Below are 25,529 nucleotides of genomic sequence, written 5' to 3' on the forward strand. Positions count from 1 at the left end.
GTCAGAACTCCCGGCCCTTTACCCGGTAGATATCGAAAACCGCTTTACTGCTGACGTGCATCACGGCAAAAACGCCCGCCTGGATCGGATCGGTGACTACGAGATCCGCATGTTCCGGCACGGTTCCCACCATCTTGAGCGCAATGACCGGGATCCCTGCCTCCCGGACCCGGTCCACTGCTTTTGTGATGTCGCCGCCCATGATCGAACCGGCAAGTACGAGAATCGCGGCACGGGGCAGGCGGGCAACCGCATCCACTGCGAGAGCAAGGGTCCGTTCCCCAACCAGCGGGATCGTGTCTACCGATATTCGCTCGCCCCGGATATTATGCCGGTCGGCTTCGTTCACGGCACCCATTGCCACCTGGGCCACCTGGGCACCTCCCCCGATAATGATCACACGGGTGCCGAAAATATGCCCGAAAGGCTTGTAGGCTTTCACATCCCGAACAGAATCAATGGCATTGAGATCCTCAAGGAGCCGTTCATGGTCATCGGCATCAGCGGAATCATATTCAAAATAGAGTTCAGCCATACCCGTATTGGGTCCGGATTCGAACACTTCCTGGCTGATCATCACGATGTTCGCATCATGGGCGGCAACCACGGTGGCGATGTCGCGCAGGACTCCCCTGCGGTTCTCCGCAATGATCCGCATGGCCAGGCGTTCGGGTTCGGTCTCCATAATAAGCAATGCGATAACCGGGAATCGAACCCGGGCTAGAAGCTTGGGAAGCTCCTGTCCTACCGCTAGACTATTATCGCGAAATTTAAGTCTGCTCTCTAATATTGCGCGAATCGGGAAATAAATATATCCCGGTTGGGACTGTCGAATCAGTTATTTTTAAGAAACGGTGGATTGCATACTTACCTAAGAAACAATCCCCCGGTCTTTGCTGGCTGGTATGCAGGAAAATCTTTGGTAACCCGATAAAGGTATCAGGATTTTTCCCGCATACGGGGACAAATAGGGAGAACTTTCATGAACACCAGAACAATCCTCTTAACCCTTATCGTTGCTGCCTGCTGTCTTCTTGTTGTACAGCCAATCCAGGCACTGACCGGTGATGACCAGACTTCGGTTTACCAGACTACCTTCGGATCGAACCCAAACTGGATAACCAATACCGGTGGCCCATCTTCGAATTATTACTGGGATTCAGGCATGGCGATGTATCATTTCTCCATCGAGCCCAGTTCAGGAAGTTTTGCGTATATTCCAGTTGATTTTGATGATGGATCCTTTACGCTGGACTACGATCTCATCCTTACAAGGATCGATGACGGTGCGACCTTCCGCATGGGCTTATCCGGTTCCGAGATGGACCCGTCCAAGGGCCCCAATGTCATCTCAATGTTTACCAATGCAAAATATGGTCAGATCATGTGGCTTCACCTGGTCTCGACCGGGAACAAGCTGGTGGAAGTGAACAGCCAGAGCGCAGCAACGGAGATGGGAACGGATGCCTACAAGGGCCCCACGGCAAAATACGAGATCAATAAAACCTACCACGTTACGGTCAATTATAATGATGATTCCAAAGTCCTATCCATGAAAGTAAGGGAATTGCAATCCGGAAACGATATCTGGAGTTATTTCATCCAGTGCGGGGAGAACATACGCGGCCTGAACCGTATTTATATGGGGGCAAAGGGAGATTACGGCATGCAGAATATCTATGCACAGGGATATATCGACAATGTGCGCCTCACGATCCCTTCCACAGGGCCTGCTGTATCAGAGACTCCAGTAGTTGCGGTCCCGGTCACCACCGCGCCCGCCCCTGTTACAACGACGAAGAAACCCACCCCAAAGATAACCGTCCCGACACCCTACCCCACGGAAACTCCCCAGTCCCCCTCATCCGGAATTCTTCCGGTAGTTGCACTGGGTATTGCCGGTGCGGTCTGTTGTATCGGTGCGATCCGGAAAAACTGAGTGAATAATCACTTATCAGAGAAATTCTTTTTTTTAACTTTTTATTATCCGTAAAATCCCGTTCATTAACGGAGTTTTATAAAAAGAGTATTGAATGGCTGTCTATGTATGATTCCCGGCAGGTGAGGAAAACCAGTCCGGGATCTCTGGATGAGAGATGGTCTGCTTCTGACCTTTCGGGTCGGTGCAGGGGTTGCTGGCCATTGCTGGTGGCAGATGGAGGAATGGGGATGTGCATGTGCATGGGGCATTCATCGTTCGTACGGTGTTGTGGCATTGAAAGAGTCCCTCTTTGGATAGTTCATGGCTGTTTTCCCGGGATGATACTGGTTACCGGAGGCAGAGCGGGATGTGTGATATATCCCGTATCCTGCGACAGGCCGGCAGCGTTTCCGCAACCGGTAGCGGGGAGATCCCCGTATCCAGCCGGGCACGATTGATCTCCTATGGCAGCACTGGCAGGGTTGATCACCATTGCAGCCGAGAAAACAACAAGCGCGATACCCAGAAAAATTTTGCCTGAATCCATTGAGTTCTCCTTTTTTGTTTTTGTATGAGTCGGTGACACATCGAATTGAGTGTCGTGCATCACCTGATCTACCAAGTCATGAGCAGAGCGTATATATTCCCCAAATTGTGGCGGTTCGAGCATTGAACCCCCGGGTTAAGGCATTGAACCTTCGGGGTATAACCGAGGGAGAGAGATTTTATACCGTCATGCCCTTATCTTCCTGTTACCTAATGTTTATGACAAAAAAGGAAAGGACCCCTGGTGGAGCATAATGGACCCTGAGGACAAATCCCCGACAATAATCGTTCATGAAGAGTCTGATTCTCTTGAGGAACTTTCCGATTACCTGGATGTTCTGTCGAGCAGCGCACGGCTCAGGATCGTAAAATTTCTGGAAAAAAAGCCCCACGATGCCCGTGCCATCTCAAATGAGATCGAGACCAGTTACGAAAACACCAAGAAGCATCTCGATAAGCTGCTCGGTATTGGTGTGATCAAAAAGGAAGCGGGTCTCGGTGCCCCCACCTCAAAAGGCATTCACCCGGTCTGGGAATATTCAGTTGTTCCGGGCGGGCTTGAGGCAATCATCAGGAACCTGGGCCTGTTCTCCAATGCCCGGGTGCAGATTATCGGGGGTGAGATCTCCCGCAGGCTTGAAGAAGTGAAAGGCACCCTTTCAAAAGAGGTGCTCGGAAACTGCCCTGCCGCTATTGTACTGGGCGGCCCGGATGATGGCAAGGCCTTCATATTACGGACCGATAGCGTTGCCATCGGCAGGACTGATCCCGAAAACCCGGCTTCGTTCGATCCTGTAAACGATATCGTGCTTGCGGACGGGTATACTGCGGTAACCCGGGTCTCCAAGCCCCACGGGCGGTTCCACCACGAAAACGGCATCTGGTATATCGAGGACTGCGGGAGCACCGGTGGAACCCAGCTGAACAACAAAAAGCTTGAGGATCGCAAACGAGCCCCGCTCCGGGACGGGGATCTTGTCGAGCTCGCAAAAGGAATATCCGGTGTAAAACTTGTCCTTATCATCCCTCCCGGTGCATGATCCGGGAAATCAAGGATTTTTATTACCTCATGAATACAAAAGAATGATGAACTATCTGGTAGAATGCAGGAAACCCGTTTTACATACTTATGACCCGCAACCGCTCCGTATCCTGGTTAATAGCCCTCATTTTTCTCATCGCATGTACTGCCTGCATTGCTACTGTAGCAGCCGGTGAACACTCTGTTGCATCATCCGGTGCAGAGTTTTCCCGTATCCAGGACGCGATCGACTGGTCATCTTCCGGTGATACCGTAACGGTCGAAAGCGGAATTTACCCGGGAAAAGTCCGTATTGACAAGAAGATCCTGCTCATCGGCATAGACAGCGGCAATGGAGCACCGGTTATCGATCCGGGCAGCCAGGGTAATGGCGTGGAGATCCTTGCCAATGGATGCACGGTTGAAGGGTTTGTCATCAGGAACAGTGACCTGTTAAACGGCATTCGTGTCTCTTCAGACCAGAATATGATCCGGGGAAATACCCTCTATAACAATGCGCAGGGTATCACCCTGGTATCTGCCCGGGAAAACACCATAACGGGGAATAATATCAACCGCAACCAGCGAACCGGCATTGTACTGGAGGGTTCAGGAAACAACCTGATCGAAGACAATATCATCACGACAAATACCCATGGCATCAGCCTGGACGAATCTTCGCTTTCCAACCGGATATTCCGGAATACTTTTTCCAATACCCAGAATGTGCTCTCAAAGAGCGCGACTTCGATCTGGAGTACAACTGCTCCCCTGATGTATACCTACCTGGGGAAGAAAGAGCAGAGCCGTATGGGGAACTACTGGAGCGATTACCATGGCGGGGATAAGAATGGCGATGGGATCGGGGATTCACCGTACGTTATTATGACCGGGGGAAACCCGAAAGGAATCCTGGAGTCAACCCAGGATATCGTTGATTCCTTCCCCCTCATGGATCCAAAGGAGTATTACTCCGATATCACACCGGTTCCGGTCAAAGATCTTCCCCTGGCCCCGACGCCACTGGTTCCCCTGCCAGTGGTTTCGGCAGTCCCGACACCGGTTGCTCCCACGACAACCGTGCCGCTCACCTCCCCCATTACCCCGACACCGGTGACAAATCCTTCGAACGGGCTCCCGACCGGCATGGGAACTCTTGCACTGGGGTTCGTTGTCCTTGTGGTTCTTGCGGGTGCAGGTTATTTCCTGTACCGGAGACAGAAAGCACTCGCACCCGTCACATCCCCTGAGGAAACGGATGCGCAGGATCTTTCAAATGCTACTGTGATCTCCCGCAGCATCCGCGCTCCGGCAACAACGCCCGCGAAAGAAACGACCCTCCCCGATGACAGTGCACAGGAGGAATATTACCCGGCTGTTTCCGACCAGAAATACTACTTCCCCCGGGAACTGGAAAACAAGTATACCGATATTGCGTTTGTCGGGCGGGGCGGTGTTGCATGGGTATTTTCCGCGATCCGTAAGACCGACGGACTGAAAGTGGCAGTTAAGATCCCGATAAGTTTTGACGAAGTAACGGGAAGGTCGTTTTTAAACGAGATCAAAGCGTGGGAAACCTTACGGCACGAAAATATTGTGGAAGTGCTCGGGGTCAATATCCTGCCCGTGCCCTACGTGGAAATGGAGTTTGTACCCGCCTCATTAGAGGACCTGGAAAAGCCGCTGCCCATCTGGAAGGCAGTGCATATTTTCCGGGGAATCACCGAGGGCATGAGATATGCCCATGAACACGGGTTCATCCACCGCGACATCAAGCCGCACAACATCCTGCTGGATGAGGATTGTGTGCCGAAGATCACCGACTGGGGAATGAGCAAGGTGCTTGCTGCGGATGTAAAAAAATCCAGCATTGCCGGGTTCTCGCTCTCGTATGCTGCCCCGGAACAGGTATCTCCTTCGGAGTTCGGCCGGACCGATGAGCGGACCGATATCTACCAGCTCGGGGTGGTCTTCTACGAGATGGCCACCGGCTCGATACCGTTTGGTGGCGAAAGTATTGTTGAAGTGGGAAATGCGATCCTGCGTGAGAAACCCCTCCCGCCATCGGATTACGAAGAAGATTCAGCGGCTGTTGAAAAGATTATCCTCAAATGCCTTGAGAAAGATCCCGCTGATCGGTTCCAGTCGGCAGCAGAACTGCTTGATGCCCTTTCCCGGTATCTCGATGAGGATGATGAGTGAACTGATGATCTGTAACCTTTCCCTGAAAGAGGAGCTGGTGATTACATGACTGACGAAAATCCGATCTACGAACCTGCGCTGTGTGCGAGCTGTGAAGGATTCGGGTGCACGGTCTGCAATAAAACCGGCTCGGTCTTAGTCACGGCTCCCAAGTGCAGGTGTCATCACTGCGAGGGTGCCGGGTGTATTTACTGCGGATTTACCGGGTGGGAAAAGCCCAAGAGCAAGTACGATTGATCCCCGGCTTTTGTATCAGGAAAATTTTGCATCGGTCCGTCGCGGAATTACACAATCTTCAAACCGTTTTGCAAAGTAGCGATCGGTCATACCCGCAATAAAGTCCCGCACGAGTTCGGCATTGGTGGCGGCCTCTAAGTACCGCGGACTGGTCCAGCCGGTCTCGATAAAGTCCGATACGATTTTGGTGTCCCTGCGCCCCGATTCCAGGTCATTTAAATAGGTCTCGAACAGGGTGGCATACATCCGTTCAATCTTTGGCCGTTCTCTGGTGAGTTTTTCATTGTTGTAGATATTTTTCCTGCTGAACGTGCGGAGCCCGATCAGTGCCTTCTCGACTTCCCGGCTGTACGCGATATATCCTTTTTCTTCGCTGTCGCTGTTTTCCAGCAGGTCATAGATCAGCGTATTGATGATCTCGCGGTTGGTATTTCCGAGGACCGCTGTGCAGTCTTCCGGTAATGGCATCGAATCATCGATCAGCCCGATCTCTTTTGCATCCTGGATGTCCCGCCCGATATAGGCAATCGTGTCAGCAAACTTGACCACGCAGCCTTCAAGCGTCATGGCAGCACCGCTGCGCCTGCCGTAGGCATTGTCCTGCACTTTTTTGTCAAATGCAGCCCAGCTCCGGCAGGGTGCCGGGGTAATCCGGACATCATCTGCCTCGCCATTATGGCAGAGCACGCCATCGAGCACCTGCATGGTCAGGTCCTGGTCCTCGATCCGGTCAAGGAACTGCACGCTCTGCACATTGTGGAAAAATTTCCCTATGCAGTACTGCTTGCAGAGTGAGGAGAGGCAGGTCTCGCCAAAGTGGCCGTACGGGATGTGGCCGATATCATGGCCGAGCGCGATTGCTTCGATGAGATCCTCGTTCAGCCGCAGGCACCGCCCGATCGTCCGGGCGATCTTCGATACGAGCTGGACATGGATGACCCGGTGGGTGATATGATCGTTTTCTACCAGGTAAAAGACCTGTGTCTTGTCGATGTATCGCGTGTATGCCCGCGTGTGGATGATGCGATCGGCATCGCGGGAGTACGGGGTGCGGATATCTTCAGCAGCCCTGTTGTGACGGCGTGTTGCATCTGCGCTGGTGGCAGCAAGGGGAGATAAAAGGGCCTCGTGTTTTCCTGCAACCGTGCGGATAGCGGAATCAAGACCCGTCTCCAAAGACCGCACCCTGTCCCGTTTTTTCATGTTGCTTGTCTGTCTGTGCCGGGATGTATTAATCCTGACGCACTGATGAGCCGGATTGCCTATCTCCCGTAGGTTACGTAAGTCTCCCCGTACTGGACAACGTGCCCTTCCATGGCTTTTACCAGCTGGTCTTTAGTCGATCCTGCGGGAAGGGAGAGCTGGCTGTCCAGCCCGTATATTTTAAAGAAATACCGGTGCGTCTTTCCTCGTGGCGGGCAGGGGCCATTGTAACCGATGTTGCCGAAACTGTTCAATCCCTGGAGGGCCGTGAGGGGAAAGGTGACTTCGGGAGTGTTGGGGATCTTTTCCGGGATCATCTTTACCAGTTCCACGTTCCAGGCAATCCAGTGGACAAAACCGCCACCACCGGGGGCATCCGGGTCATTGACGATGATTGCCAGCGATTTCGAGATGGCCGTGTTCACGCCGCCAACATCGATCTCTGGCGAGATGTCCTCTCCGTCACAGGTGTAATTGTTCGGGAGAACTTTTACCGAAATTTTTACGGTGAGTGCTTCCATAATCCTTGTCTCCATTTTTTATTTCCAGGTTGGTTTTTTTAATTCCTGCCCCGGACCGGTATGTTTTTAGTCTCACCATACCGGGTGATATGTTCATGCATTGCGGCAGCCCGCGGGTTTTGGTTGTATTACCCGGCGATCCTGCAGGGTGCTTACCGTGAGCAGATCGCGACGGTCTCGGCGAACTGGAGCACATGGCCTTTCATGGCCTGGACAAGTTCGTGCTTATTGGAACCGGCTTTGAGATCCAGCATGGCGTCCAGCCCGTACACCTTGAACTGGTACCGGATCATCTCCCCGGCAGGGGGGCAGGGACCGGTATACCCGATAGTCCCGTAGTCTGTTATGCCCTGGATCGCGGAGATCGGTACGGTTGTGACACCTTCTTTCGGGATACCTGCAGGAATCAGCGGTACCGAGGGGATATTCCAGCAGATCCAGGGGGTAAATGAACAGCAGGATTTCTCGAACGGGTTAAAGACCATGATGGCTATGGATGCCGCGACAAGTCCCTTGAGCCTGATACGCGGGGAGATGTTTTCGCCATCGCAGGTGTATGTGGGCGGAAACTCGAGGAAATCCAGAGAAACTGTAAGCGGCTCCATAACTAAACCAAGATAACCGGAGTATATTAAAAGTATGGATTTGCGAGCTGGTGTGACCTATGCACTCATGCCGGAACAGGGATAGCCGATCGTATCTTGAACGATACCGGGTAGTTCTCTTCCTTTCGTCCGGCAAGTGGACAATAATGAGGCACAGGTCTCTTTTATCCGAACACGTCTTTTCTTCTGCGTCTTTCTCCATCCGTTGAAAGGGACAGTTTCCACATCTTTATTTTCTAAGGGTGACAACTGGTACGAGTACAACGACCAGAATTTTTCTAAGGGATACCATGGCAACAAACAATACCCAATCACAAAAGGCAGACGAAGAGTGCAAAAGCGAATGCTCCAGCTGCGCGACTGCATCTTCCTGTTCATCGGCAAATAAGAAACAGGCCGGCCTCCCGCCAAAAGCAACCATGGACGTCAAGCACGTCATCATGGTGCTGAGTGGGAAGGGTGGCGTAGGAAAATCAACAGTTTCAGTGAATCTCGCATACGCCCTCTCGAACCACGGTAAAAAAGTAGGTCTGCTCGACCTCGATATGCACGGCCCCAATGTCCCCAAGATGCTGGGCATCGAGGATCACAAGCTGGCGATGGCCGGAAACCGGATCGAGCCGGTTCATGTCACCGGTATGTTATCGGTTCTCTCAATGGCGTTCCTGCTGCCCGATACGAGCACACCCATCATCTGGCGAGGCCCGATGAAGATGGCTGCAATCCAGCAGTTCCTTGGTGAAGTGAACTGGGGTCCGCTTGACTATCTTGTCGTCGATCTCCCCCCGGGAACCGGGGATGAGGCGCTCACCCTTGCCCAGCTTGCACCGAACGTGCGGGGCGCAGTCATCGTGACTACGCCGCAGGATGTAGCAACCATGGATGCAAGGAAATCGGCTAAGTTTATCGAGAAACTGGGGCTTCCGGTCATCGGTATTATCGAGAACATGAGCGGGATGCTCTGCCCCCACTGTGGCGGGGAGATCGATATCTTCGGCAAGGGCGGCGGTAAAAAGATTGCCGAAGAACTCAAGGTGCCATTCCTCGGGGCAATCCCGATCGATATCGAGATGCGCAAGGCCGGCGACGAAGGCCGCCCGTTCATCATCAAGCGGGGCACCGGTGACAGCCCGACATGGACGGCTGTGGACAAGGTCATGGAATCGCTCATCAGCGTTGTCGAGGGATAAGAAATGGACTACCTGCGGGTTCTCACCGGAAAGGAAAAGCCGCTCCCGATCTACACGGGAATTATTGCCTGCCTTGAGAACCCGCTGGTATTTCCCGATCTGATCGAACCGATCTACCGCGAAGCAATGATCATGGATGACGATACTCTCGACCGGTTCCGGTTCTCCCTCATACGACTCCAGATCTATGCGGATATTCACCGGAACGAGGACCTGGAGAAGGGCATGCATATCAAGTATGTCGCGCAGGTGCTCGAAAAAGTGGTGTACGGCACGCTGATCATGGAGCGGGAAGAGATCCCATCCGAGTAATTTTTTACCCCGACCACAATGCTCTTATCGGGGTGTACATGCACTGGTGATACCTATATGTGCACTCCCGCGAAACACTAGTACTACTTCAAACCCGTTGCATTGGGTTTGGTCCCAGCACCTATGATTATCAATACATTACACCTTGGGAGAATACAATGACATCACGCATGCAATCCCCGCACACGACCTGTCCGGGGTGCCAGGAAGAGGTTTTTCTCGATGAGCTCGTGGGGGGCAAATGCCCGCTCTGCGGCTGCTCGTTAGAGGAATTCGATGAGGCATTCGGGGAGTATGAAGGCCTCCTCGATCGCTCGGATCTCTCGTGGCTGATCTTCAACTACTTTGTCTTCAAAAAATTCGTTGACCTGGGAGTGCCCCCCCATCAGATCATGGAGTTTGTCGCAGTCTACGAGCAGAACGCAGAGAAACCTCCTGAAGACTGGAACAAGACCGGTTTCACTCTTGAGATTCCCATGAGCCGGTGGGACTCGTTCCGCCCCAAATATTGTGCGAACTGTAAAAAACTCTTCTTTAAGGGCGGGAAGAAGCAGATCAAAGGCGACATGCGCAAGGCAGCAATTGCAGTCGAGTACGTCTGCGATAAGTGCTGAATTTGCTCCTGTTTTTTTACTTTTTTAATTCAAATACAAACTCATAAATTAACATAAATTTTATCCTCTCTATGAAATTATCCGGATGCCGGATTTGCTGTATCAGTATTCTGGTGCTGCTTTTTTGTTCAGGTTTTGTCCTTGCCGATGAGATCCAACCGACAATCACTCATGTATTTTTTGAGAAAGATGGCATGCCGTTTAATGAAAGTGTACACTTCACGGTCGATTGTTATGGTTATGCGTGGAAAATGTGGGATGGATCTGCCCCGGAAGATCGTATTGCAAAAGTAAACCATTCCTCGGAACTTGTCTATTCATACTCAGCTTCCTGCCCGTCATATGGATGCACCATCTACGAGCCCTACTACCATGCGGGACGGCTCTATGTGGATCATTGCGATGTTAAGGGTCAGACTGCCGGGTTCGATTTCTCAATCCGGAATTTCTCGCTTTCCCCGGTTCCCAACTGCACCGACCTTCACCAGTTTATGCAGGGTGGCGGAAGAAATGGAGGCTATTACAATGGCACCCCCGAATTTGATGACTGTGTTACCGAAACACGGAGTCACCGGGATCGTTGCGATCAGTACCTTGTGTCTTGTGAACCGGGAAACGATGACGAATGCAAAATCTGGATTGTTGATGGAAAGAACGTTAAAAAAACACCCGCTTATAGCGCATGCACGGATACTGTTGAACGTGAAAGAATGGATTGCGATCAGTTTCTGAAAAAAATCGATCCCTCAACAATGCTCATGTGGAAGGATACTGATTCCGGTAAGGAGTATCCTGCACAGCGGGCATGTGAACTGCGGTTTGCGATTCCTTCAGCCACTTTAGCTCCGCCTCAGGACCATCAGATCCCGAATATTACGTACGGTATACCCGCAACTGCAACCGCCCACGAAATCAGCCCCGTCGAATCCCTGTACTGCGGCATCCTGCAGCTCTTTGGCATCAGGTGCGAATGAAGAGTATTTTTTTCAGGAACTCCGTGATCGCAATCATTCTCGTATTCATCGTGATACTTGTTATCCCCACGGTAAATGCGGATGGTTATATTCCTACAAAAACTACGGTATACCTCGAACAGGATGGCAAACCCGTTACCGGTCCATTTTCGTGGAATGTCAGCTGTTACGGTTATATGTGCAAAGATTATGCCTGCAGGCCCGATCCTGCATATGGGGAACGCGACTTCCCTAATGCTGCAATGGTTTTTTCTTATTTTGCCTCGTGCCCTCAGTACGGCTGCGTGATCTACCAGCCGTTTTACCTAAACCATCGTCACATCACGTGGTGCGACATGGCTGGTACGGTGAATGGAACACCTTTTGCTCTCCCGAATTTCTCGGCAAACCCCCTGCCGGATTGTACCTACGATTTGCAGTTTGATGCGATAGTGAATGACACCTACTACAGGTATCCCGCTGAATACCATAGCTGCCTGAAAGTAAAAGAGCAGATGAAAAAAGAAGTCTGTGGAAAGTATATTACTCCAGTTACCTGGGCGGAGATCGAAAATTCTACGGGCCAATCGTGGTTTGCCAATAATGGGACGTACTGGATTCGGACAAATGCGTATTTTACCTGTATCTCGCAGATGGAGAAGGAGGGCAGGGATTGTGGGACAGATCATCCACTCCAGCCCGTAGATCCCTCGATACTAAAAAAGGATCCACAGGGGAACCTGATCGGCAATTTCTGCTCAATCAGGATCGCCCTGCCGTCAACAGCGCCGGGTAACAATTCTCTTGGTTTTGCTCCCGCGGAGGATACCCAGCCTTCGGTTTTCATTGACGGTGACAGGGGACTGCCATTACCTGACCGATCCCCCGTTGAATCCCTGTACTGCGGCATCCTGAACTTAATCGGAGTCTCCTGTTAGCATGCTCTATGAAACCCGGTTCCTCCTTGCACTTATCACGACATGGGTAATTGAGATCCCGGTACTGATAGTGCTCATCCGGTTCGTCTTCCGGAACAAGACCCTGCCACTGGCAAGAATCATCGGCATCGGAGCGCTCTGCACCGCCCTCACCCTCCCGTATCTCTGGTTCGTCCTGCCGCCGTACGTGGATGCGGCGTACTATCCCCTTATCGGTGAGATGCTGGTGTTTCTTATGGAAGCCCTCATACTCTACCGGTTGCTGGGGCTCAGCGGCAGAGTGGCAATCACGTGCTCATTTTTCATGAACGCAGCATCTTTCCTGCTGGGGTTGTATCTTCTGTAAAAAAAGGACGGACCGGCACGTTTTTAATGCCGGTAATCAAAATCCAGGATACTGCCTGACTGCACATCCACCCATGCGACAGCCGGTTGTGCAGAACGGTTTGCCCGGATAATATCATCGTCGAAAACCACTTTCCACGTGAGCGGGATGCTGCTTGGCCGGTCTGATGGAGGCTGGTCTTTCCACCGCATTTCTGCAGATATGATACGAAGCCCGCTCACCGATTCAGGGAAGGTTTCCTGTGCCTTTTTGAGTACGGTATAGGTTGCTTCACGCTTGAGTACCCGTTGTTCAGAGATCACGGAAAAGGCAATCTCCGGTGTGTTCCAGTTCCGTTCGTATGCGGTAATCTCACCATTAGCCGCATCGACACCAACGACAAAACCTTCCGTATCGCAGGGGATCCCGCTCACCATCCGGTTGAAAACAAGAATGTACTGGCCGGCAACGGGATCTGAAGGGGAACCCAGAGGGAAATACCTGCCATTGCTCATGTTGACCGCAACCGGGCCGTTCCTGTCGGAGATATACCGGTCTGCAATTTTCTGGGCAGCCGGCAGGTCGAGCACTGGTTCTGCCGGTCTTCCCGGTTTCTGGAGTGTGCGGGTAAACGATGTGATCAGTCCTGTGCCGGCATCCATCGTACCGGTAACCATCGGGCTTGAACCTTTTACCAGCACAAAATTCCATGTCCCGTCCGCATCAGTACCGGCGCTGTACCGCACTCTCACCCGGTCCGGCTGGACTGAGGAAAATGCTCCCCGTGCCCGATCCTGTGCCTCACCTGCCGTGATGCGTGCCTGTTCCTGCCCCGGGGTATAGGGATCGCCACTCACCGCATCTTCAAACACCGTGACCGCTTCTCCCTGCGGATCTTCAGCAGGCTGGATCACAAACTCGTAGAGCAGGTGACCGGTATACCGGTCCGTGAGATTAGCACTGATAAGCCGGTAGGTTTTCTCAGGATAGTCTTCCCGGAGGAATGATACCGCATTGTCCAGCGGGAGAACAGAAGAGGTGTGCAGGACGGAAATACCGGTTCTCGTAACAAAACTTGGGGTGGCTGCGACCGTGACTTTCACTTCGGGAGCAGGGGTTTGCTCTCCTGTAGTCGGGATGGGGGTTACGGTGGTTTCCGGAGGACTGGAAGGAGCGGAGGGAGCAGTGCCCGAAAGCATGCTGATGAGCAGGAAACAGGCGACAATAAAAACCACGATCACGATACTGACCATCACCAGTTTTTTGTAAACCCGGCGCTGCTTCTTTGCCAGTACCTGCTGCCGGTACCTTTGGGGAAGGTACGGTGCATTGGAGTCATCGGGACGGGTGGTCACTGCTGCTGCCTCGTATGATTATCTGTTAGTATATAATCTGCAAGGGTAAAAAAAGACAGCCGGTTGACGATCGCAGGATCCCTGCATTAAGAACCGCCTCTTAAGACCCGGACTGTTCTGCTGTTTCTGGTATGAAGCAAACCCGCCCGGTAATGATAATTTACGGGTTGAATCATTGCAGCAAAGGCAAACGGCTCACGATACGCGTGAACCCGTATCGAATCCGATTTCGCCATACGGTATTTTCTGCCGCGGGTTTTTGGATGTTTTAAAGGGAATCTTTCCCGGGTGGTTCTTCCTCTTTCTCCTGTTCCTTATCCTCTTTCCTTCGCGGCAACAGGTACCATGCACCGGCAATGATTGCACAACCTGCGATCAACACCGCGATGAGCATGGGATCCATGGCAAGAGCAATCAGTCTCGGCCCAAACGCCATCTCCCGCGGGCCGGGCATGGAGGTATCTTCGAGTTCAAAGTGATAGATTGTAACAGGGGTCGGGTTCGCTCCGTACCTCTCCTGCATGGACGCGTTGGGCAGTGTTCCGTTATGCAGCGAATAATCCAGTGACGGGGAATTCTCATCCATCATTTGTCCCTGAATTTCCGCTGCAGGGACTGCGGGCATGCATAAGATCCCGACTGTTGCCAGCATTGCGATAAGGATTGCAGCATAGCGTTTCCCTTCTTTCATGTACACAAACCTCACTCAGGATCTGTTCCGGAGGAAAAGCAGAAGATGTTTGTGGTTGCGCGGATTTTGCGTAAAAAGGGGTATTTCTTCATTTCGCAGGTTCTGCGGGCGGATTCCTGAAAAAAACACCGATGATAATGAACGGAAGGAAATAGAGGAGATCCAGGTACTGGTCCCCCAATAGTACCATAATGATCCCGATAATCGCCACTGCCGGAGGGACTAAACACTTGTGGAAAAGAAACTGTGAATCCGTTGCCGTAAGCCCGGGATCCAGCAGTTCGGGTCTTGACCGGGCATAATGCCATAAATACGCGAGAATCACGCTGAGCATCAGGTAATTGCACTGGAAGAAGAGATCGGCAAAGGGAAAATTCTCGCTTAATGCGGTGAATGCGGAGGTGAACGGGAGCATGACGATGGCCATCAGTGCGAGCATGTGGACATGGAGAAAATGGTAATCATAGGTCTTCATCCGGTGGAACATCTGGAAGAAGAGCATCCAGAACATGGCGAGAAGGATGAATATTCCCACAAAGTCGATGACCGTTGAAACCGATTTACCAAAAAAAGTTACAAAGGTCCCCATGTTGGTGATCGTTCCTGAGTCAGGCATCAGGATATTGCGTGCCAGCAGGGTCATCGTAAAAGCAAAGATGCCGTTGGTGATACGCTCGAGATTGACCTTGCTGATCGGCTCGTTTATTGCCATGATGTTCGTTCCTTAACGAGATGTGACGGGGACGGGCATTATCTCTTTCGTTTTGGTTCGTCTGTTCTCTGTTCCGGATGACTTTTCCGATCCGTAGCTTGTCCGTGAACAGGTTGCCCTCATGGAACGTTCAAAGAAAAATTCGTAAGACCCCCGGTGCACGGGAGTTATGGGAAAAAAGGAAGAGATCAATACGTCCTGCCAACCAGTGTTGCCTTGCCCGGCTTGCCGCAGACAATACAGGGGCCTTCCGTTGCAGAGACATATTGGGACCGGGCATTGGTGCCGAGGATACTTGCATTGGTCTTCTCCTCAATGATGTCGCCGCATCCCTTGTGCTGGCACCAGGAAACAACGGCTACTTTTCCTTCGTTGAGCGCTGCATCCAGTGCATCCATTGAGGCAACGGTGCAGAGGTGGGACTTCGTGTGTTCCTCGGCCTTTGTGCGGATTGCATCGGTGATTTCGCCGAGCACACGGGTGACTTCATCAGTCACCGTTGCGAGGTCAATCTGGCTCTTCTCGCCGGTCCGTTTGACTGCCATGACCTTGCCGGCATCTAAGTCTCTCGGCCCGAGCTCAAGCCGCAGCGGGACGCCGCGGAGCTCCCACCAGTAATACTTTGCACCGGGGCGCATGTCGCGGGTATCGATCTTCACCCGGAAGCCGGCCGCGGTCAGGTCGTTTTTCAGTTTCTCTGCTGCCGCGAGTACGTCCTCGTGGCGTTTTCCGATGGTGATGGGGACGATGACTGCCTGCACGGGTGCGGTGACAGGGGGTAAGATGAGCCCCTTGTCATCGCCATGCATGCTGATGAGGGCGGCGATGCACCGCTCCGAGATGCCGTAGCAGGTCTGGCTGGCAAATTTCTGTTCCCCGTTCTTGTCTTCAAAGGTGATAGAGAATGTCTTTGAGAAGTGTTCGCCGAGGTGATGCACGGTGCCGATCTGGAGAGTCTTGCCATTGGGCATGATCGCATCGACTGCCATTGTGTAGTCAGCGCCGGGGAACTTGTCCCAGTCGGGGCGCTTGGAGATGATGATGGGAATGCAGAGCGCATCGTAGAACTCGCGGGTGAGTGCGAGCTCGTATTCCACCTGTGCTTCTGCCTCATCCCAGGTAGCATGCACGGTGTGCGACTCCATGAACGAGGTAATCTCGCGGAGCCGGATCAGTGGGCGGGTCTGCTTGGTCTCGTACCGGAATGTGTTGACGATCTGGTAATACTTCATCGGGAGATCGGCATGCGAGCGGAGCCAGAGGGCATACATCGGGTAAATGGCGGTCTCGCTGGTGGGCCGGAGTGCCAGCTTGACATCGAGCGGGGTCGTGCCGCCGTGGGTGACCCAGTAGACCTCGTCTTCGAAGCCCTTGATGTGCTCGGCCTCTTTCATGAACTCCTGTTCCGGGATGAGCAGGGGAAAGAGGGTCTCTTCATGATCCCGGTCGAGCAGGGTGCGCAGCCGGGTGTACACGTGCTTGCGGATTGCAAACCCGTACGGGTACCAGACATATAATCCTTTGACCGGGTAGCGGACATCCATGATCTCCGCCCGCCACAAAATATCATTATACCATGCAGAAAAGTCCCCTTTTTGCGGCAGGGTGCCGGTGTCGTCGTCCATGATGCTGATCCTACTTTACGCTACTAATTGTATGATTACCGGCGTAATAAAAGCCTCGACACATGCAGCGATAACCACGAGAGGCAGGACATACAACAGGAAGATACGGGCAAGTCTCCGTGCTTCCCCCGCAGTATCCGCCCCGCCATACCATTCTGCAATGAGCGACTGGGCAAGCAGGATGCCGAGAGCGCCGGCAATGATGAAGGCAGGGATCTCAAAGATGCCGTGCGGGATGAGGGCTGCGGCAATGAATGCCCATGAATGATCCTGGTGGATGATCTCCATGATCGCGCCTATCACGATCCCGTTTAAGCTCATGATGAATATCGTGAGAATGCCAAACGAGGCCCCGCCTAAAAAGAGCAGGATGCAGGTCTCGAAATTGTTGATGAAGAGCTTGACACAGATCTCAAAAGAGTTGTTTCCCAGGATCTGGCCGGCCACCTCTTTTTCAAAAAGTTTCATCAGGTTCTCGCCAATTTCAGGATTCTGCATGGTGCCTACCCAGCCGACGGTGAGTGTAGCACAAAAGAGGAGGAGGGTGATGATGATCGCATTGATGAACGGGGCGTTAGACATACAGGACCATCCGTGTCATGTCCCGGATCCCCGGGGCAAGACCCACCGTGATCATGGCGAGCAGGACCAGGTGCCAGAACGCGGGATTTGCCTCTTTGCGGTACTGCTCCATGATATAGATCGCCGGGAAAAGGACGAGCAGTTTTAAGGGGAACATCACAAACGCCGTTCCTGTCCAGTCGATCAGGAAGGATCCGACCACGTGCTGCTCGATGTATTTGATGGACGGGTGGAGGTCGATGCCGTAACTGGTGGCACTGGCATCGAGCAGCTGGCCAAAGAGGAGCGTCATATAGAGTGGATCGGTAACGTACTCCCATTTCAGCACATAGCGCATGCAGGCAAAGACCAGTGCAGTTGCGACAATTGCCATGAGCGGGATGATGGCGAGCACGAAGAGATCGATGCGGGTATGAGTGAGTCCCCACGAGGTCAGGAGCAATACAACGCAGAATGAGGTAAAAAGACCGGCACCGCCATAGAGTTTCAGGTAGTTTTTGCAGAGTCCCTGTTCCTGCAGGTATTTTGAAACGAAGAGGATGATCACTGCATAAAAAAAGAGCAGCACGTATATGGGGGGAGTGACGAGGAGGAACTGGAGATCGGAGGTGATCATATGGGTGTCCTGGACTACCCGGAGCACCCCGCCGAGGATCACGTAGGGCAGGGTGGCAATGACGAACGGGCCGTCGATGGAGATATTGGATTTTTTGAACCAGTGATAGATGAGATAGAGGGCTGCGATGAGAATAAGGGCGTAGGTAATCGTCTCTACGGCATTATAGGGTTGTTCGTACCGCACAGGATCGATGTAATATTTGTAGAAGAAATCACTAATCATCCATGATCTAGAATGAGCGCAGATGCAATAAAATTACTTAAACCCAAAATCTTTGACAAGTCCAAGTGGATGCAGCTCCCCCGGGACGTGGTGATCGGCCACGATGTGCTCGGGCAGCTCCCCGCGGTCTGCGAGGATCTCAAGCTGGGGTCATCCGCGCTCCTCATCTCGGGGAAAGGCACCATGGACCTGGCCGGCGGCCGGGTTCAGCAGATCCTTTCCGGTGACTACGATGTCAGCACCTTTCTGGCTGAACAGATCAACATCCCCGTAATCAAGGCTGCCGAGGAGGCTGCTGCGGATGTTGATTTCCTGATCGGGGTCGGTGGCGGGCGGGTGATCGATACCGCAAAGATTGTTTCTTACAATCTCGACCGCCCGTTCATCAGCATCCCGACCGCAGCATCCCATGACGGTATCGCCTCTGCACGCGCATCCGTTCCAACGGTCGAGGGGCATGCCTCGCTGGAAGCGCAACCCCCCATGGCTATCGTTGCAGATACGGGAATCATTGCATCCGCCCCGCACCGGCTGCTTGCCGCTGGCTGTGCGGATGTGATCTCGAATTATACCGCGATTCTTGACTGGGAACTCGCCCACCGGGTAAAAGGCGAGCCGATGAGCGAGTATGCGATCACGCTCTCGAAGATGACCGCTGAGATTCTTGTAAAGGACGCTCACCTGATCAAACCGCACCAGGAGCAGTCCGCATGGCTTGTGATTAAAGCGCTCGTGTCGAGCGGGGTTGCGATGAGCATTGCCGGGTCATCGCGCCCGGCCAGCGGCGGGGAGCATAAGTTCTCCCATGCACTGGACATACTTGCCCCGGGCAAGGCCCTGCATGGCGAGAGCTGCGGGATTGGCACCATCATCTCCATGTACCTGCATGGCGGTGACTGGCGGGCGATCCGGGCATCGTTAAAGACCATCGGGGCACCAACCACCCCGGCGGATCTCGGGATCGAGGATTCGGTTGCCGTCGAGGCACTGTTAATGGCAAAGACTATCCGTCCCGAGCGCTTTACAATATTCGATATGGGCCTCACGCGCGAATCGGCAGAAAAACTCGTGCAGATGCTCTACAAGGAGTGAGACTGTGGCGGAAACAAAAACAAAGGTAACGCTGGTGGGAACCGTGCTCGCTAAGCCGAATCTCGAGTTCATCTACGAGGGCGAAGTGGCGGAATGCGATACCTGCAAGGTGAAAAAGGCGTGCCACAATCTCCAGAAAGGAAGGAAGTATCGTATTGTCACCGTAAGGTCCACGCACCACGATTGTGCGGTTCACTTAAACGGCGCAACCGCAGTCGAAGTGATGGAGGCGCCGATCACGGCTCTCATCAATGCGGATATGGCAATCATCAACTCCAAGATAAAACCCGAACTCTCCTGCAACAAGTCCGATTGCCGGAGTTTTCCGCTCTGCCGGCCGGAAGGTGTTACGGAGGGTGAGAAGTATATCGTTGTCGATGTGCTGGGGAATGCTTCCGATATCTGCGACAAGGGCCGGGCGCTGAAGCTGGTTGAGCTTAGGCCGGCGTGATTAACGGTTGACGGCGAACAAAAAATAATTATTTTAGTAATTTTTGGTTAATGGTCAAATTTTATAATTAATGAATCTGAAAATTTGTATATTTTTTTGAACATTATCTCAATTTTATCAGAATCTTCGGGTTCAATATCTTCGTGGAATTGTTTCATATATTTCAAATAATTATCCATCGCCCGATATACAAGTAAGAAAAAATGTACTAATGATGAATGAGCCATTTCTTTTTGGAAATACGGTTTAAAAGTAAAATATACGCCAATTCGAACCGTATCAGGTTCATATTCTCTAATAGTGCTGTGAACATTTGGGTGGGTAAAATCACACAGGTGTCCGTAAATTTCTTGATCAAAAGGAAGTAATGAAATTTCTTTACTAATTTTGGAAAACGTTATGGGTTTCCCAGTAAACCACACTTCTGACATCTTTGGATTCTTTAAAATATATTCTGATAAACAGATTGCTTCGAAAATATCTCGCTGTATTGAAAAACATTCATTATAATGCCCCCTTTTTAATAAATCGATAGAACAGTACAAAGATTTTGCAATCCTATCGTTAAGGAGTAATACGGCAAGTGGTCTTTCGATGCCCGCTTTTGGGGTGTTCTTACAATATTTTTCACTAACATTTAAATAAAGTGTAAATAACTCTTCATAAATCTCGATTGGGATTTTGAACGATTCTTTTGTTTTTGCTTCACAGATTTTTTCAGCTGATATAATCGATTCAATATCAGTCATTATTTATTAATGTCGTTTAGTCTATCATATTTTTTGTTAATTGGAATTTTTCTGGTACGATGACTGATAGATATTTTTTACCATAGCGATGAACGCCGCCGCCCCCGATGGGGCGCCCCCGCGGCGGATCAATGACGAAAAATTCTGAAACTCCTCATTGCCCCGCCGTGCCTCGGAGAGGCCCTGAGGCGGGGAGCCATCGCAATCGGATTACATTCACGGGTCTGATATGAATTTGAAGAGTCCATGCCAGTTTAATAAAAAATGCTATTGGAAAATTGGGTTCAGATTAACAGAGCTTGATTTGAAATTTTCTGGCAGACTTTGATTTTTAATTTTCAATCAGACTTTGATTTTAATTTTTTAACCAGACTTTGCTTGAAAAAAATAAATCAAAGCTTGCTTGAAAAATTTCAATCGACCCCCCAGCCCCTGCTTGAAAACCGTTCAGAGATCAATCAAACACTGCTTGAAAATTTCCAAACGCGATCTGTTTGATGCTCATTTAACCAATATGGAGCAAAAATCTCGCGCACATCCGACGTGAACCCGCTCCGGCATCTCACCCAAACAGCTCATCAGGATACTCAGCCGGATCAACCAGACCTTGCTTGAAAAATTTCAATCACGTACGCGATCGCGTTTAAAAATTTTTTCCGGAGCAACCGGATCCTGCTTGAAAAAAATCAACCAGACTTTGATTTTCAATTTTCAACCAGACTCTGCTCAAAAAATTTCAATCGGACCTTGATTTAAAAATTTTAACCAGACTTTGATTTTTAATTTTCAACCAGACCCTGCTCAAAAAATTAAAACCAGACTTTGATTTTTTTTTATTTCATCAAACCCTGATTGAAAAATGGAAAGCAGACTTCAATTAAAAAAACCGGACTCCAATCTGCCAGAACAATTCACTTGCCCCCAGCACTCAGCCACACCCGCTCCGCCAGCTGCACCAGCCCATCATACCCCTCCAGATCCCGGCTCCACCGATCAGGCACCGCTTCAATCCCCCAGTATGCCCCCGCCAGTGCACCACAGCATGCACCAACCGTATCGGCATCCCCGCCAAGATTGATAGCAGACAGGATAGCCCCCTCAAATGTCCGGGCGTGCATGAAACAGTGCAGGGCCGCATGCGAGCACAACACGCTATCTAAGGATGGGTCCGGCTTATGCTCATCATAAGAGCCAAGCATGGCATGCACTTCCGGGTCAGGGCAGAGTGATAGTGCATGCCGGAATGCCCGGGAACGGGAAGATCCCCGCACCATATCGCTGACCATCACGTTCAGGAACGCCGAGCAGTGGCCCGCAACCGGATCAAAATGGGTGATCCGTGAACAGGCCCTGCTTATGGCATAGACTTCCGGGGCGGGCCAGAAGATCCCGAGCGGGAAGCCCCGCATCACGCTGCCGTTCGTCCGGCTGTTGCCACGCCGGTGGTGCACCAGCCATGTGGCATGGTGCGGCAGGGTCCCGGATTTGACCAGATTAAAGAATAATGATGATGTAGGACCGTACCATTCCGGGCGTTTTTCGTACCCCAAAAATAACCTTGATATAATGTCTTTTTGGTTGAAGCCCTTGCATACTGCGAGCGATTCTGCAATTGCCATGGCCTGCAAAGTGTCGTCGGTGATCGCACCCTTTTTCCGGGAATGGCGCCCACCGGGACGCATATCTGTCACCCACGCTTCAGATTGCAGAGATCCTTCCAAAGGCGCGCCCATTGCATCCCCAATTGCAAGCCCAACAAGGGATCCCACGTGCCGCAGGTTTCCTGATATAAATGTCATCAAAAAGCTATATGTGTTGATCAAAAAATAGTATTTCCTTGGAAAAGGTGACAGTGTGCAAAAAGAAGAGTTGCTACATCTACATATGCTGATGATTCACATCAAGAAGTATTACGAAGGCATCACCAACGAAGAAATCCAGACCAACCGTTATGCATCGCTGGAAATCTCTCCTGTTCATATTCACAAAGACAAAAAAGCCCATAAAGACGCTCTCCTCACGCTTGGGGATGAGATTGTTACCCATATCCACCACAAACCCCTGCACGTGGTGAACTATTCTTCTGAAGCTGCATCGCCAAAAGTTGCGGCAGAACATTAATTTTTATGGATGAGGCGCTGGCGTTCCGGGAGATGATCTCCCGCATCCTTACCTTACCGCCCGGTGATGATGCGATTGTTGCGGTAAAGATCGACGTCTGCAAGAAGTACCGGCTCCACGCGGTGCCGAAAAATTCTGCGATCCTGGCCGCAGCCTTACCGGAGGAAAAAAAGATCCTGCGGAAGATCCTGCTCGTCAAACCCACCCGCACTCTTTCGGGTGTTGCACCCGTTGCCGTTATGACTTCGCCGGCACCCTGCCCGCATGGCAAATGTCTCCCCTGCCCCGGAGGGCCCGAGCATCCCTTCCAGTCCCCCCAGAGTTATACCGGGGAAGAACCGGCAGCCCTCAGGGGTCGGGAACATAACTATGACCCGTTTGCCCAGGTCCATGCCCGTCTCGAACAGTTCGAGGCGCTCGGGCACCGGGTGGACAAGGTGGAACTGATCGTAATGGGCGGAACCATGACTGCCCGTCCTGCCGAATACCAGGAGCAGTTCGTTGCCCGCTGCATCGAATCGATGAACACGTACCCCGGGGGGATTCCTGCACCGGTTCCCCCGGAGGTTGCATCCGTAGAGGATGCCAACGAGCTTTCGGCGATTCGCTGCGTTGCGATCACGTTCGAGACCCGGCCTGACTGGTGCAAACGTGAACACATTGACCGGATGCTTGCGCTGGGCGTTACGAAAGTTGAACTGGGCGTTCAGCACGTGGACGATGCGATCCTCACGTACAACCGTCGCGGGTGCACGGTCGCCGATACCGTTGAAGCCAATACCCTGCTCCGCGATGCCGGGCTCAAAGTCGGGTTCCACATGATGCCCAACCTGCCCGGCTCCACGCTGGAATCCGACAAGCAGATGTTCGAGACGATCTTTTCCGATCCCCGGTTCATGCCGGACTTCCTTAAGATCTACCCCACGCTCGTGACCCCGGGTTCCGAGATCGAGGAGCACTGGGAGCGGGGGATCTATTCGCCGTACCAGGAAGATGAGTTGATCGAGCTTATTGCGTATGCAAAAACCCTCATCCCCGAGTTCATCCGGCTCCAGCGGATCCAGCGGGACATCCCGGCCAAGCTGATCGTTGCCGGTTCCCGGCACTCCAATTTCCGGCAGCTGGCCCAGAACCGTCTGACCGCTACCGGCAGGAAATGCCGCTGTATCCGCTGCCGCGAGATCGGCAGGCTTCCCTCGGTTGTTGAGTCCGATATGCGGGTGATGAAGTACGAGTGCTGCGGCGGGACCGAGCATTTCATATCCGCCGTTTCCGGTGATTCCCTGATCGGGTTTACCCGGCTTCGCTTTCCCTCGATGGTCTACCGTCCCGAACTCGAGAATGCTGCCCTGATGCGGGAACTGCACGTGTACGGCAGTCTTGTGCCGGTAGGCAGTGATGCTGATTCGGAAGAGTGGCAGCACCGGAATTACGGGCGGGCCCTGCTGGCTCTTGCTGAAGAAACAGCAACAGCGGGCGGTTTCTCACGGCTTGCCATCATGAGCGGCATAGGGGTGCGCCCGTATTACCGGCGACAGGGCTATGAGCGTGCAGGGCCTTATATGGTTAAGGAGCTGCCATGAACCCGGCCACAACTGCATTTGTACGGCAGCGGTTTACTGAATATTACAAGAAAACCGTGCTCGTTGCACCACCGGCACTTGAGCAGCGCGAATGGGGTTTTGTGCTCTTCAATCCCGGTGCATCCGAGATGCGGATGCGACGGCATGTGGGATTTTTAAGCAGGGATGAACTGTTCGAGTATCTCAAAAATCTCGTGCCGCAGCATACCTATTACTCCACGGCCTATTACGAAACACCTGATGCCGGCACCATGGCGGACAAAGGGTGGTGCGGGGCTGACCTGATCTTTGATCTCGATGCGGACCATATCGTGCGGGGAGCTTACGACATGATGCTGGCCCGGGTGAAAGAAGAGACCGAGAAACTCATCGCAATCCTTCTCGATGAGTTTGGCATGGATCCCAAATCCATTGAACTGGCCTTTTCAGGTGGCCGGGGATACCATGTCCATGTCCGGGATCTCGCGTTTCGCAACTGGGGGAGTGCAGAGCGCCGGGAACTGATCGATTATATCTGCGGGATTGGGATCGATCCGGCTGTAATGCTGACCGGCAAGAATACAAAAACACCCGGCTGGCCGAACCGGTACCGGGCGGCACTTGCCGAGTATATCCGCTGGGTCGGATCCCTTCCCGAAACAGAAGCAATGACGCACCTCACCGGCATGGAAGGGATCGGCAAAGAATCGGCGATCACGTTCTTGAAAAACCGGGAGGAGATTCTTGCCGGTATCGAACGCCACCCCTCGCCCAGTATCATAAAGACCAGTCGTGTCCTGTCTGTAGCCGTTGCCCAGCAGGAAGGCGAGTTCAAGAAACGCGTGCTCGCCCGTGCTGCTCTTGCCGACGAACCGGTGACAACGGATACGAAGCGTCTCATCCGCCTGCCCACGTCCCTGCATGGCGGGAGCGGTATGCGGGTGCAGCCGCTTGAACTCCGTGACCTGCACGAGTTCGACCCACTCACGGATGCCGTGGTCTTCGGGACCCGGGATGTCCGGGTGGACTGCAGGTTTGCGCTGAAGATGCCGATGCTCGGAAGTACTTATGAGCTCCAAAAAGGCATCATTACAGTACCGGAAGCAGTAGCCGTATTTCTCTGCTGCCGCGGCATGGCAGAGATTGCCTGAGGGGACACG

At 52.3% G+C, this 25,529-nt stretch carries 28 protein-coding genes and 1 tRNA gene; 15 read left to right on the forward strand and 14 right to left on the reverse strand.

Annotated features, from left to right (window positions below; translation table 11 throughout):
- Position 1: 1 nt before the first annotated feature.
- Together CVV30_01440 and CVV30_01445 are read right to left on the reverse strand one after the other, a co-directional pair.
- Positions 2–685: a hypothetical protein gene (locus CVV30_01440; protein PKL70062.1), complete on the reverse strand. Its 684-nt coding sequence runs from the start codon at positions 683–685 to the stop codon at positions 2–4.
- A 9-nt stretch (positions 686–694) separates the two neighbouring features.
- Positions 695–765, reverse strand: a tRNA-Gly gene (locus tag CVV30_01445).
- Between the two features lie 217 nt (positions 766–982).
- On the opposite strand from CVV30_01445, the gene CVV30_01450 reads away from it, so the two are divergent.
- Positions 983–1,939 (forward strand): hypothetical protein, encoded by a 957-nt coding sequence (locus CVV30_01450; GenBank protein PKL70063.1) that lies wholly within the window; start codon positions 983–985, stop codon positions 1,937–1,939.
- 301 nt (positions 1,940–2,240) lie between these two features.
- Here the strand turns inward: CVV30_01450 and CVV30_01455 are convergent, their stop codons facing one another.
- Entirely contained in the window at positions 2,241–2,468 is a 228-nt protein-coding gene (locus tag CVV30_01455; GenBank protein PKL70064.1) for a hypothetical protein, read from the reverse strand.
- A gap of 253 nt (positions 2,469–2,721) precedes the next feature.
- Between CVV30_01455 and CVV30_01460 the strand changes: the two genes are divergently transcribed.
- The 3 genes from CVV30_01460 (at position 2,722) to CVV30_01470 (ending at position 5,927) form a co-directional block, all read left to right on the forward strand.
- A complete protein-coding gene (locus CVV30_01460) occupies positions 2,722–3,507 on the forward strand; it encodes a hypothetical protein (GenBank protein PKL70065.1) in 786 nt (261 codons plus the stop codon).
- Between the two features lie 89 nt (positions 3,508–3,596).
- On the forward strand, positions 3,597–5,690 hold the full coding sequence (locus CVV30_01465; GenBank protein ID PKL70066.1) for a protein kinase: 2,094 nt from the start codon (positions 3,597–3,599) through the stop codon (positions 5,688–5,690).
- A 45-nt stretch (positions 5,691–5,735) separates the two neighbouring features.
- A complete protein-coding gene (locus CVV30_01470; GenBank protein PKL70067.1) occupies positions 5,736–5,927 on the forward strand; it encodes a hypothetical protein in 192 nt (63 codons plus the stop codon).
- 15 nt (positions 5,928–5,942) lie between these two features.
- Here the strand turns inward: CVV30_01470 and CVV30_01475 are convergent, their stop codons facing one another.
- From CVV30_01475 to CVV30_01485, 3 genes are all read right to left on the reverse strand, one after another.
- Positions 5,943–7,130 carry a phosphohydrolase gene (locus CVV30_01475; GenBank protein ID PKL70068.1) on the reverse strand — a complete coding sequence of 396 codons (1,188 nt, stop codon included), beginning with the start codon at positions 7,128–7,130 and terminating at the stop codon, positions 5,943–5,945.
- A 59-nt stretch (positions 7,131–7,189) separates the two neighbouring features.
- Positions 7,190–7,654 carry a YbhB/YbcL family Raf kinase inhibitor-like protein gene (locus tag CVV30_01480; protein PKL70928.1) on the reverse strand — a complete coding sequence of 155 codons (465 nt, stop codon included), beginning with the start codon at positions 7,652–7,654 and terminating at the stop codon, positions 7,190–7,192.
- Positions 7,655–7,803: 149 nt separating this feature from the next.
- Complete coding sequence (locus CVV30_01485) at positions 7,804–8,256, reverse strand: YbhB/YbcL family Raf kinase inhibitor-like protein (protein ID PKL70069.1); 453 nt, start codon at positions 8,254–8,256, stop codon at positions 7,804–7,806.
- A gap of 290 nt (positions 8,257–8,546) precedes the next feature.
- On the opposite strand from CVV30_01485, the gene CVV30_01490 reads away from it, so the two are divergent.
- The 6 genes from CVV30_01490 (at position 8,547) to CVV30_01515 (ending at position 12,609) form a co-directional block, all read left to right on the forward strand.
- A complete protein-coding gene (locus CVV30_01490) occupies positions 8,547–9,446 on the forward strand; it encodes an ATP-binding protein (protein ID PKL70070.1) in 900 nt (299 codons plus the stop codon).
- Between the two features lie 3 nt (positions 9,447–9,449).
- On the forward strand, positions 9,450–9,758 hold the full coding sequence (locus CVV30_01495) for a hypothetical protein (protein PKL70071.1): 309 nt from the start codon (positions 9,450–9,452) through the stop codon (positions 9,756–9,758).
- 158 nt (positions 9,759–9,916) lie between these two features.
- On the forward strand, positions 9,917–10,372 hold the full coding sequence (locus CVV30_01500) for a hypothetical protein (protein ID PKL70072.1): 456 nt from the start codon (positions 9,917–9,919) through the stop codon (positions 10,370–10,372).
- Positions 10,373–10,443: 71 nt separating this feature from the next.
- Positions 10,444–11,346, forward strand: a complete 903-nt coding sequence (locus CVV30_01505; GenBank protein PKL70073.1) for a hypothetical protein — start codon at positions 10,444–10,446, stop codon at positions 11,344–11,346.
- Positions 11,343–12,263, forward strand: a complete 921-nt coding sequence (locus tag CVV30_01510) for a hypothetical protein (GenBank protein PKL70074.1) — start codon at positions 11,343–11,345, stop codon at positions 12,261–12,263. The genes CVV30_01505 and CVV30_01510 overlap by 4 nt, the downstream gene beginning before the upstream one ends.
- A gap of 1 nt (position 12,264) precedes the next feature.
- Positions 12,265–12,609, forward strand: coding sequence for a hypothetical protein (locus tag CVV30_01515; protein PKL70075.1), 345 nt, complete (start codon positions 12,265–12,267; stop codon positions 12,607–12,609).
- A 23-nt stretch (positions 12,610–12,632) separates the two neighbouring features.
- Here CVV30_01515 and CVV30_01520 read toward each other — a convergent pair whose 3' ends face one another.
- The 6 genes from CVV30_01520 to CVV30_01545 form a co-directional block, all read right to left on the reverse strand.
- The gene (locus CVV30_01520; GenBank protein ID PKL70076.1) at positions 12,633–13,943 is read right to left on the reverse strand and encodes a hypothetical protein; all 1,311 of its coding nucleotides are present in this window, start codon (positions 13,941–13,943) and stop codon (positions 12,633–12,635) included.
- 268 nt (positions 13,944–14,211) lie between these two features.
- Positions 14,212–14,649: a hypothetical protein gene (locus CVV30_01525; GenBank protein ID PKL70077.1), complete on the reverse strand. Its 438-nt coding sequence runs from the start codon at positions 14,647–14,649 to the stop codon at positions 14,212–14,214.
- Between the two features lie 73 nt (positions 14,650–14,722).
- Complete coding sequence (locus tag CVV30_01530) at positions 14,723–15,346, reverse strand: hypothetical protein (protein PKL70078.1); 624 nt, start codon at positions 15,344–15,346, stop codon at positions 14,723–14,725.
- A gap of 188 nt (positions 15,347–15,534) precedes the next feature.
- Positions 15,535–16,971 (reverse strand): proline--tRNA ligase, encoded by a 1,437-nt coding sequence (locus CVV30_01535; GenBank protein PKL70079.1) that lies wholly within the window; start codon positions 16,969–16,971, stop codon positions 15,535–15,537.
- Positions 16,972–16,986: 15 nt separating this feature from the next.
- Positions 16,987–17,553 (reverse strand): stage II sporulation protein M, encoded by a 567-nt coding sequence (locus tag CVV30_01540; GenBank protein PKL70080.1) that lies wholly within the window; start codon positions 17,551–17,553, stop codon positions 16,987–16,989.
- Positions 17,546–18,394 (reverse strand): hypothetical protein, encoded by an 849-nt coding sequence (locus CVV30_01545; protein ID PKL70081.1) that lies wholly within the window; start codon positions 18,392–18,394, stop codon positions 17,546–17,548. The genes CVV30_01540 and CVV30_01545 overlap by 8 nt, the downstream gene beginning before the upstream one ends.
- A 12-nt stretch (positions 18,395–18,406) precedes the next feature.
- On the opposite strand from CVV30_01545, the gene CVV30_01550 reads away from it, so the two are divergent.
- Both CVV30_01550 and CVV30_01555 read left to right on the forward strand, forming a co-directional pair.
- Positions 18,407–19,486, forward strand: coding sequence for an NAD(P)-dependent glycerol-1-phosphate dehydrogenase (locus CVV30_01550; GenBank protein ID PKL70082.1), 1,080 nt, complete (start codon positions 18,407–18,409; stop codon positions 19,484–19,486).
- Between the two features lie 4 nt (positions 19,487–19,490).
- Positions 19,491–19,937: a hypothetical protein gene (locus CVV30_01555; GenBank protein PKL70083.1), complete on the forward strand. Its 447-nt coding sequence runs from the start codon at positions 19,491–19,493 to the stop codon at positions 19,935–19,937.
- 47 nt (positions 19,938–19,984) lie between these two features.
- Here the strand turns inward: CVV30_01555 and CVV30_01560 are convergent, their stop codons facing one another.
- Both CVV30_01560 and CVV30_01565 read right to left on the reverse strand, forming a co-directional pair.
- On the reverse strand, positions 19,985–20,686 hold the full coding sequence (locus tag CVV30_01560) for a hypothetical protein (protein PKL70084.1): 702 nt from the start codon (positions 20,684–20,686) through the stop codon (positions 19,985–19,987).
- A 911-nt stretch (positions 20,687–21,597) separates the two neighbouring features.
- Positions 21,598–22,464 carry an ADP-ribosylglycohydrolase family protein gene (locus CVV30_01565; protein PKL70929.1) on the reverse strand — a complete coding sequence of 289 codons (867 nt, stop codon included), beginning with the start codon at positions 22,462–22,464 and terminating at the stop codon, positions 21,598–21,600.
- Positions 22,465–22,540: 76 nt separating this feature from the next.
- Between CVV30_01565 and CVV30_01570 the strand changes: the two genes are divergently transcribed.
- The 3 genes from CVV30_01570 to CVV30_01580 are packed head-to-tail and all read left to right on the forward strand — an operon-like array spanning position 22,541 to position 25,520.
- Positions 22,541–22,807 carry a hypothetical protein gene (locus CVV30_01570; protein ID PKL70085.1) on the forward strand — a complete coding sequence of 89 codons (267 nt, stop codon included), beginning with the start codon at positions 22,541–22,543 and terminating at the stop codon, positions 22,805–22,807.
- Between the two features lie 5 nt (positions 22,808–22,812).
- Complete coding sequence (locus CVV30_01575) at positions 22,813–24,390, forward strand: tRNA uridine(34) 5-carboxymethylaminomethyl modification radical SAM/GNAT enzyme Elp3 (GenBank protein PKL70086.1); 1,578 nt, start codon at positions 22,813–22,815, stop codon at positions 24,388–24,390.
- Positions 24,387–25,520, forward strand: a complete 1,134-nt coding sequence (locus CVV30_01580) for a DNA primase catalytic subunit PriS (protein PKL70087.1) — start codon at positions 24,387–24,389, stop codon at positions 25,518–25,520. Before CVV30_01575 ends, CVV30_01580 begins: the two co-directional genes overlap by 4 nt.
- The last annotated feature ends 9 nt before the right edge of the window (positions 25,521–25,529 follow it).

This window comes from Methanomicrobiales archaeon HGW-Methanomicrobiales-1 (assembly GCA_002839675.1).
Taxonomy (GTDB): Archaea; Halobacteriota; Methanomicrobia; order Methanomicrobiales; family Methanospirillaceae; genus Methanoregula.

What these genes read in the sequence shown, in the direction of transcription:
- CVV30_01465 (PKL70066.1), top strand. Translation starts at nt 3,597, where the DNA reads ATGACCCGCAACCGCTCCGTATCCTGGTTAATAGCCCTCATTTTTCTC.
- CVV30_01485 (PKL70069.1), bottom strand. Translation starts at nt 8,256, where the DNA reads ATGGAGCCGCTTACAGTTTCTCTGGATTTCCTCGAGTTTCCGCCCACA.
- CVV30_01530 (PKL70078.1), bottom strand. Translation starts at nt 15,346, where the DNA reads ATGGCAATAAACGAGCCGATCAGCAAGGTCAATCTCGAGCGTATCACC.
- CVV30_01550 (PKL70082.1), top strand. Translation starts at nt 18,407, where the DNA reads ATGAGCGCAGATGCAATAAAATTACTTAAACCCAAAATCTTTGACAAG.
- CVV30_01460 (PKL70065.1), top strand. Translation starts at nt 2,722, where the DNA reads ATGGACCCTGAGGACAAATCCCCGACAATAATCGTTCATGAAGAGTCT.
- CVV30_01560 (PKL70084.1), bottom strand. Translation starts at nt 20,686, where the DNA reads ATGACTGATATTGAATCGATTATATCAGCTGAAAAAATCTGTGAAGCA.
- CVV30_01575 (PKL70086.1), top strand. Translation starts at nt 22,813, where the DNA reads ATGGATGAGGCGCTGGCGTTCCGGGAGATGATCTCCCGCATCCTTACC.
- CVV30_01510 (PKL70074.1), top strand. Translation starts at nt 11,343, where the DNA reads ATGAAGAGTATTTTTTTCAGGAACTCCGTGATCGCAATCATTCTCGTA.
- CVV30_01580 (PKL70087.1), top strand. Translation starts at nt 24,387, where the DNA reads ATGAACCCGGCCACAACTGCATTTGTACGGCAGCGGTTTACTGAATAT.
- CVV30_01490 (PKL70070.1), top strand. Translation starts at nt 8,547, where the DNA reads ATGGCAACAAACAATACCCAATCACAAAAGGCAGACGAAGAGTGCAAA.
- CVV30_01500 (PKL70072.1), top strand. Translation starts at nt 9,917, where the DNA reads ATGACATCACGCATGCAATCCCCGCACACGACCTGTCCGGGGTGCCAG.
- CVV30_01475 (PKL70068.1), bottom strand. Translation starts at nt 7,130, where the DNA reads ATGAAAAAACGGGACAGGGTGCGGTCTTTGGAGACGGGTCTTGATTCC.
- CVV30_01450 (PKL70063.1), top strand. Translation starts at nt 983, where the DNA reads ATGAACACCAGAACAATCCTCTTAACCCTTATCGTTGCTGCCTGCTGT.
- CVV30_01440 (PKL70062.1), bottom strand. Translation starts at nt 685, where the DNA reads ATGGAGACCGAACCCGAACGCCTGGCCATGCGGATCATTGCGGAGAAC.
- CVV30_01505 (PKL70073.1), top strand. Translation starts at nt 10,444, where the DNA reads ATGAAATTATCCGGATGCCGGATTTGCTGTATCAGTATTCTGGTGCTG.
- CVV30_01540 (PKL70080.1), bottom strand. Translation starts at nt 17,553, where the DNA reads ATGTCTAACGCCCCGTTCATCAATGCGATCATCATCACCCTCCTCCTC.
- CVV30_01470 (PKL70067.1), top strand. Translation starts at nt 5,736, where the DNA reads ATGACTGACGAAAATCCGATCTACGAACCTGCGCTGTGTGCGAGCTGT.
- CVV30_01545 (PKL70081.1), bottom strand. Translation starts at nt 18,394, where the DNA reads ATGATTAGTGATTTCTTCTACAAATATTACATCGATCCTGTGCGGTAC.
- CVV30_01515 (PKL70075.1), top strand. Translation starts at nt 12,265, where the DNA reads ATGCTCTATGAAACCCGGTTCCTCCTTGCACTTATCACGACATGGGTA.
- CVV30_01535 (PKL70079.1), bottom strand. Translation starts at nt 16,971, where the DNA reads ATGGACGACGACACCGGCACCCTGCCGCAAAAAGGGGACTTTTCTGCA.
- CVV30_01495 (PKL70071.1), top strand. Translation starts at nt 9,450, where the DNA reads ATGGACTACCTGCGGGTTCTCACCGGAAAGGAAAAGCCGCTCCCGATC.
- CVV30_01455 (PKL70064.1), bottom strand. Translation starts at nt 2,468, where the DNA reads ATGGATTCAGGCAAAATTTTTCTGGGTATCGCGCTTGTTGTTTTCTCG.